Source organism: Terribacillus saccharophilus, assembly GCF_046592895.1.
GTDB classification, from domain to species: domain Bacteria; phylum Bacillota; class Bacilli; order Bacillales; family Amphibacillaceae; genus Terribacillus; species Terribacillus saccharophilus_D.
Genome location: NZ_JAWVPU010000001.1, coordinates 749,396 through 756,116, shown reverse-complemented (window position 1 = coordinate 756,116; position 6,721 = coordinate 749,396). Strand labels below are relative to the sequence as shown.

Sequence of the window (6,721 nt, the reverse complement as noted above, 5' to 3'; positions counted from 1 at the left end):
CGATACAATATGCCTCTTTTACCTAAAATTCAAAAGATATGACAATAAACTGGTAAAAATGATAGATTGGTACTCTTTGTGAAATGCTTCGTCTAGGAATTTCTTACTTTTTTAGAAGTGAAGCTAGTAAATAGATACTGAGTTGACAGTGGGTAATTTATCATTAAAAATAGCCGGTCATATGACCGGCTATGCAAGGGGTTACTAGTAAGTCATGAGGATGATGGGTAGGTTGAGATTTCACCTATTCAAGCTATCAATCATGAGCAACTGTTTGGTTTAAGTGAAAAATCCAGAGGCGATCACTTATTTTCAGTTCTTAGATGATACAGCTTTCTGGTTAAGTTTCGTGATGAAACGCTGAAAAGCTGCATCGTCTTTAAAGACGCCGGCATCTTCCAGTCCGCGCACAAATTTCTTGCCGAGTTCTTTTTGCACAACTTCTGCTGCGTATTCTTCGTTATGCAGCAAACCGTGCGTTTGACGTAATTGCCGAGCCCATTCTTCATGAGCAGGGTGCACTTCATCTGATTTTCCGGCAAGGTACTTGGTGACTCCTTCCAGTTCCGTTTCAAGACGGGGAGGCAATATTGCAAGACCCATCACTTCGATCAACCCGATATTTTCTTTTTTGATGTGATGAATGTCCTCATGCGGATGGAAGATGCCTAAAGGATGGGTGGCGCTCGTCCGATTATTTCGCAGGACAAGATCCATTTCGTATGAACCATCACGCATCCTGGCGATTGGTGTGATGGTGTTGTGCGGCGTTTTATCTGTGTAAGATAAAATGGAAGCATCTTCATCATTGTAATCACGCCAAAAAGTCAAAATGCTGTTAGCTGCTTCCAATAGTTTTTCTTGTTCATCCGCCAGGAGGCGGATGACTGTCATCGGCCAGTGGAGCACGGCGGCTCTGACATCAGGGTGTGCATGAATCGGGAATGTATATCGATCCTTTGCATCGGTCATGGCAAATGTATAAGCGCCGGCCTGGTAGTGATCATGGGAAGTTATCGAACCCCCGACAATCGGCAAGTCTGCATTCGAGCCGATAAAATAATGAGGGAATTTATCTATGAATTCAAGCAGCCTGCGAAAAGTATCTGTATTGATTTTCATATCCCGATGTTTGTTTGAAGATATAATGCTGTGTTCTTCGTAATACGTATATGGCGAGTAGTGGAAAAACCATTTTTCATCTCCCAATACCATTTCAATGACACGGTGATTGGAACGAGCGGGATAACCGATTCTGCCGGCATACCCTTCATTTTCTTTGCAAAGGACGCAAAAAGGATAGGATTCATCTTGTTTTGCCATCTGCTCACGTTTGATTTGTTCAGGGTCTTTTTCAGGCTTGGACAAATTGATGGTTATATCCATTTCGCCATATTCCGTTTGTACTTTATGCGATATATTTTTATCGAGTCTATTCGTCTGGATATAGTTGCTGTTTCTGCTGAGTTTGTAAAAGAACTCTGTTGCCTGCTCCGGAGATTGTTCATAATACCAATCAAATAATGTCTGTACCGTGGAAGGTCTAGGCATGAAGCAATTCATCAGTGATGCTGCGAGCATCTCTTTTTCATCCAGGATGTCATCGATGATATTTTCCTTCACGGCATAGTCGATGATTCGGTCGAGTAATTCCGGTATCGAACCGGAGCTTGTCAGAATCTTATGTGTTGGATATGTTGTCATTTTAAGTAATTGTATGACTTGATTCCGTACGTAAATGATATCCCGTTCCTTAATCAAACCTTCCTTACAAGTCTGCTCCAATAATGCTTCAATATCTGAATAGATCATATGGACACTTCCTTTATGCGAGTTCTTTACACCGCCACCGGTTTTAGCGGTCTGGATGCCGGCTTCCGGTAGTTTTGAATGTTTCTATATACCCGTTTGAATACCTTTTATCCAATCCATTTCTCTCGTAAAATGACGCAGCTGATCAATGGAGTTCCTATAGTTTCAGGCTCGGTGAATGTACAGATGACTTCATATACTACATGCAATGCACTAACTCAATCAGTCAACTCTTCCCTGAATGCGGAAAAGTCATGCCTGCCTGTCGAAGTGCGGTTATTCAAATATAAGGGGAGTCATTCATTTTGTGAAGGAGGATCAAAGCTGACGCAATCTGATGTTTCATTACTTTGGCAAAGTGGAAGTGTATTGTAACAATCACTTTGCAAAGGAGTTTTTATTATGGAACCGAAAGATATGATGAAAGGCTCAACCAGTACACACCAGCAGGACCGCCAGCCAGGCATTGAAGCGAAAATGGATCCGCTGCCGCATCAGCCGCTGGACTATAAAGGTGTGGGCAGACTGGAAGGAAAAGCTGCTCTTATTACTGGCGGTGATTCCGGTATCGGTCGTGCAGTTGCGATCCTTTATGCAAAAGAAGGGGCAGACGTTGCGATTTCCTATCTTGATGAAACGGAAGATGCTGAAGAAACAAAGCGTCTCGTAGAAGCAGAGGGCAAGCGCTGCTTGCTGCTGCCAGGCGATATCAAAGATGAAGAGCATTGCATCAGCTTGGTTGAGAAAACAGTAGAGGAGTTCGGCAAAATCAATATCCTAGTCAATAATGCTGCTATCCAATATGTACGGGAAGATGTGCTTGAGATTTCCTCGGAACAATTCGAGGAAGTATTCCGTACTAACTTCTTCTCCCAGTTCTATTTGACTAAAGCAGCGGTGCGTCATATGAAAGCTGGTGATTCCATTATCAGTACGTCTTCCATCAACGCTTATCGAGGCAACCCGATGTTCATGGATTACTCGGCGACAAAAGGAGCGATAACTGCTTGGACGCGCAGCATTGCCCAAAGTCTGATCAAAAAGGGTATCCGGGCTAATTCCGTTGCACCAGGTCCAGTCTGGACGCCGCTCATCCCAGCAACAATCGGTGAAGATCAAATCGAACAATTTGGTCAGGATAGCTTGATGGGTCGTCCAGGTCAGCCTTCTGAACATGCATGGCCGTATGTGATGCTTGCATCCGACGAGGCTTCTTATATGACTGGTCAAGCAATCCATATCAACGGTGGTTCTTACACTTCATCCTGATATCTGAACAAGGGATATCTTAGCTGAATCAAAACCCGAACTATTATGCACTTCTCTAACGAAGATTCGCGTAGGTTCGGGTATTTTCGGTTGTCATCTATATTAGCGGAATGGTCTGATGAGACGGTACGCATGAACACCTCCAGTACTGACGCTTTATGCATGCTTACAGGCACTATTTGTTTGCTTTTCAAAGGGAAAGGGAAAAGATTCCTAATAACCGAATCGATCATCTTTACAAGAAGGAGGGCAGATCATGTATATCAAATTCCATGATGAGGATCACGAAATCAAGTATCAAAATTTGCGTGCGGGCGTGCAGAATGCGGAAGTACTTCATCATAAAGGCTGTCTTGCTGTCCTTTATCTGATGGCCGGCGATAGCAGGCTGTACAAGCTGTTCAAGCCTTACTTCAATTTTGACAGCTGTCAATTTGATTATCGCCGGATGTTTGCTGATTATGAGCTGACAGAGGACTTGCAGAAACTCGCGGAACTAGGTGCGCATCTCTTTGACGGGCAAGTGGAAATGACCCCGATGGCTTTGGATGGTCTGGAGCAGGACCGCGATTGGTTCCTGGCTTGGAATGCTGTGATGATGCGGAAGTTCGGAACAGTTTCGGTATATGAAATACCTTCCAATAAGTTCTTTGGCGGTTTTATTCAAGAAGATTTCAGTGTCTGATAGAGGAGCCTTTACGGCTCTTTTTTTATGCAAAAAAAACATCCAGTGAACGGGTTCATTGGATGCATGCAGATAATGGGATAACAGATCAAGTTTTTGGGGGGAGTTATGTTATAACCGAATGGCACGCAGTGAAACCGATAATTTGAGAATAATATGACTAGGTGGAAGGACCCTTTTTTTATGATGTTTTTTTTATTCAAAAGCAATGAAAATCGGTGGTCTCGCATATAACAAATAACATTTTTTCTTTGGGCTGCAGATACATTTAAAAAGTATATTTGCATATTTGTCTATTTGTAATACAATTAAACAAACGGAATGGTAACGCTTACTCGAGGAGGTATACTATGGGAGAATCAACAGGAATAGCTAAGGGTATTCTAGGATTTCCGGTGGCGCCATTTACTGAAAACGGAAGACTTGATGAGCAGGCATTGTTTGAAAATATTCGCTTTCTGGTAGAAGAAGGTCTGGATGCGATATATATTGCTTGCGGATCGGGAGAATTCCAGTCATTGGACAAAGCAGAGTATGAAGTGATGCTGGAAACGGCAAACGAAGCAGTTGCAGGCAAGGTTCCTATTTACACTGGCGTTGGAGGGAATCTTCGGACTGCTGTAGAACTTGCCGCTATATCGGAGGAAAAAGGAGCGGCTGGATATTTGCTGCTTCCGCCTTATTTGATTCACGGGGAACAGGAAGGACTTTATCGATATGCAAGTGAGATATTCGAGAGCGCCCCGAATCTCGATGCAATACTATATCAAAGGGATAATGCTATTTATTCGGTAGAAACGGTAAGACAGCTGACGGCTTATCCCCAATTCAAAGGGGTGAAGGATGGAATCGGCAATATGGAATTGAATATCTGCCTGACGCATGAATTCAAAGGCAGACTGGACTTCCTGAACGGTATGCCGATGGCGGAGGTGACGATGCCTGCTTATCTTCCGTTAGGTATCACCACTTATTCGTCGGCCATTTCCAATTACATCCCGCATATATCCCGAATGTATTATAAGGCACTTTTAGCAGGAGATCAGGAAACGCTGGATGAATTATACACTGATGTGATCTTGCCGATCAACAGCATACGGAAACAGCGCAAAGGTTATGCTGTTTCCTTGATCAAAGCCGGTATGGAAATCATCGGCTTGCAGACAAGAGGGTATGTCCGGCCTCCGGTCACACCGGTTACAAAAGAACATTATAAAGAATTGGAACAGATTTTAGGCAGAGCTTTGGAAAAATATCCGCGCAAGGAGAAAATATCAAAGATAAAGGAGAGCTAATACATGACGACAAATATAACAACGAATGTATATCGTAACTTTATCAATGGTGAATGGCAGGAATCTTTATCGGCTGAGCATATCACTGTCTTGAACCCTGCAGATACTGCAAATCCCGTCGGTCGTGTCCAGCGATCCACAGCTGCTGATCTGGAAGTGGCTGTGACAGCGGCGGATGCTGCACGAAAGGAATGGAGAAGTCTGTCCGGAGCAGCGCGCGGTGAGTTCCTCTATCGGGCAGCCGCTGTCCTGGAGGAGCATGCCGAAGAAATCGCCAAGACTGCGACGAAGGAAATGGGAAAAACATTGCCGGAAGCACGCGGTGAAACCCAGCGCGGAATTGCCATCCTGAAGTACTACGCTGGCGAAGGGATGCGTAAATCGGGAGATGTCATCCCATCGACAGACCCCGGAGCTTTCATGTACACGACAAGAGTGCCATTGGGCGTTGTCGGTGTCATTGCGCCATGGAATTTTCCTATAGCAATTCCTATCTGGAAAATGGCGCCTGCGCTTATTTACGGCAATACGGTTGTATTCAAACCGGCATCCGAAACAGCTATAACAGCTATCAAGATAGTGGAATGTTTTGAGAAAGCCGGATTCCCGAAAGGTGTCATCAATCTTGTTACCGGTCCAGGTTCTGTCATCGGGAAAGGGCTGGCCGAGCATCAAAAGGTGAATGGTATCACTTTCACAGGTTCCAATGGTGTTGGCAAGGATATCGGTTTGACCGCATTGGAACGCGGAGCCAAATATCAGCTGGAAATGGGCGGGAAAAACCCGGTCATCATCGCTGCGGATGCAGACATCGAGCAGGCTGTGGACGCTACGATCAGCGGTGCTTTCCGTTCCACTGGTCAAAAATGCACGGCAACGAGCAGAGTCATTGTGGAGGCGCCGATTTATGATGCTTTCCGCGAAAGGCTGATCGAGAAAACAAAAGAAATCACCATCGGAAACAGTCTCGAGCAGGACGTATGGCTCGGACCGATTGCAAGCGAAGCCCAGCTGCAGAACTGTCTTCACTATATCCAAAAGGGGATCGATGAAGGTGCTAAGCTGATCCTGGGCGGTGAACAGCTGACAGATGGGGAATACGCCAAAGGCTATTATGTTCAGCCGACCATTTTTGAAGATGTATCCAATGACATGACAATTGCACAGGAAGAGATCTTCGGGCCGGTCATCGCTTTGATCAAGGTGGATAGCGAGGAAAAAGCGATAGAAGTGGCAAATGATGTGAAATTCGGGTTGAGTGCTTCCATTTTCACAAAGAATATCGGACGTTTCCTGCAATTCGCCGATGAGATGGAAGCAGGGCTTGTCCGCGTGAATGCCGAAAGCGCCGGGGTGGAGCTGCAGGCCCCGTTCGGCGGAATGAAGCAGTCCAGCTCCCATTCCAGGGAACAGGGTGAGGCTGCTAAAGAATTCTTTACAAGTATCAAGACAGTATTCGTGAAAGGATAAAAAGGGCTATTTCAGCCTTTTTATCTTATTTAATATTGATAACGCTTACATGATATGCGGTGAGGGATCATATAGTTATAAGTTGAAAGATGAAAAGGTCAACGTATCGATGATTTTCTTTGTTTATTTTAATATCGGGCGCAAGCGGGTCCTTTGCTGCCGAGGGATAGTATTCGTTTGTTCCGCTTCG

5 protein-coding genes are annotated in these 6,721 nt (G+C 44.8%); 4 read left to right on the top strand and 1 reads right to left on the bottom strand.

Annotation, left to right across the window (positions count from 1 at the left end; all coding sequences use genetic code 11):
- Positions 1–312: 312 nt before the first annotated feature.
- Positions 313–1,812 carry a UDP-glucose--hexose-1-phosphate uridylyltransferase gene (locus SFC66_RS03655; protein ID WP_411217346.1) on the bottom strand — a complete coding sequence of 500 codons (1,500 nt, stop codon included), beginning with the start codon at positions 1,810–1,812 and terminating at the stop codon, positions 313–315.
- A 402-nt stretch (positions 1,813–2,214) separates the two neighbouring features.
- Here SFC66_RS03655 and SFC66_RS03650 point away from each other — a divergent pair, with 402 nt between their 5' ends.
- The 4 genes from SFC66_RS03650 to gucD all read left to right on the top strand — a co-directional run bounded on the left by SFC66_RS03650 (position 2,215) and on the right by gucD (position 6,531).
- Positions 2,215–3,081 carry an SDR family oxidoreductase gene (locus tag SFC66_RS03650; RefSeq protein ID WP_411217345.1) on the top strand — a complete coding sequence of 289 codons (867 nt, stop codon included), beginning with the start codon at positions 2,215–2,217 and terminating at the stop codon, positions 3,079–3,081.
- Positions 3,082–3,337: 256 nt separating this feature from the next.
- Positions 3,338–3,766, top strand: coding sequence for a hypothetical protein (locus tag SFC66_RS03645; protein WP_411217344.1), 429 nt, complete (start codon positions 3,338–3,340; stop codon positions 3,764–3,766).
- Between the two features lie 350 nt (positions 3,767–4,116).
- Positions 4,117–5,061 carry a 5-dehydro-4-deoxyglucarate dehydratase gene (kdgD, locus tag SFC66_RS03640; protein ID WP_411217343.1) on the top strand — a complete coding sequence of 315 codons (945 nt, stop codon included), beginning with the start codon at positions 4,117–4,119 and terminating at the stop codon, positions 5,059–5,061.
- 3 nt (positions 5,062–5,064) lie between these two features.
- Positions 5,065–6,531 carry an alpha-ketoglutaric semialdehyde dehydrogenase GucD gene (gene gucD, locus SFC66_RS03635; protein ID WP_411217342.1) on the top strand — a complete coding sequence of 489 codons (1,467 nt, stop codon included), beginning with the start codon at positions 5,065–5,067 and terminating at the stop codon, positions 6,529–6,531.
- Positions 6,532–6,721: the final 190 nt, after the last annotated feature.

What these genes read in the sequence shown, in the direction of transcription:
- SFC66_RS03655 (WP_411217346.1), bottom strand. Translation starts at nt 1,812, where the DNA reads ATGATCTATTCAGATATTGAAGCATTATTGGAGCAGACTTGTAAGGAA.
- SFC66_RS03650 (WP_411217345.1), top strand. Translation starts at nt 2,215, where the DNA reads ATGGAACCGAAAGATATGATGAAAGGCTCAACCAGTACACACCAGCAG.
- SFC66_RS03645 (WP_411217344.1), top strand. Translation starts at nt 3,338, where the DNA reads ATGTATATCAAATTCCATGATGAGGATCACGAAATCAAGTATCAAAAT.
- kdgD (WP_411217343.1), top strand. Translation starts at nt 4,117, where the DNA reads ATGGGAGAATCAACAGGAATAGCTAAGGGTATTCTAGGATTTCCGGTG.
- gucD (WP_411217342.1), top strand. Translation starts at nt 5,065, where the DNA reads ATGACGACAAATATAACAACGAATGTATATCGTAACTTTATCAATGGT.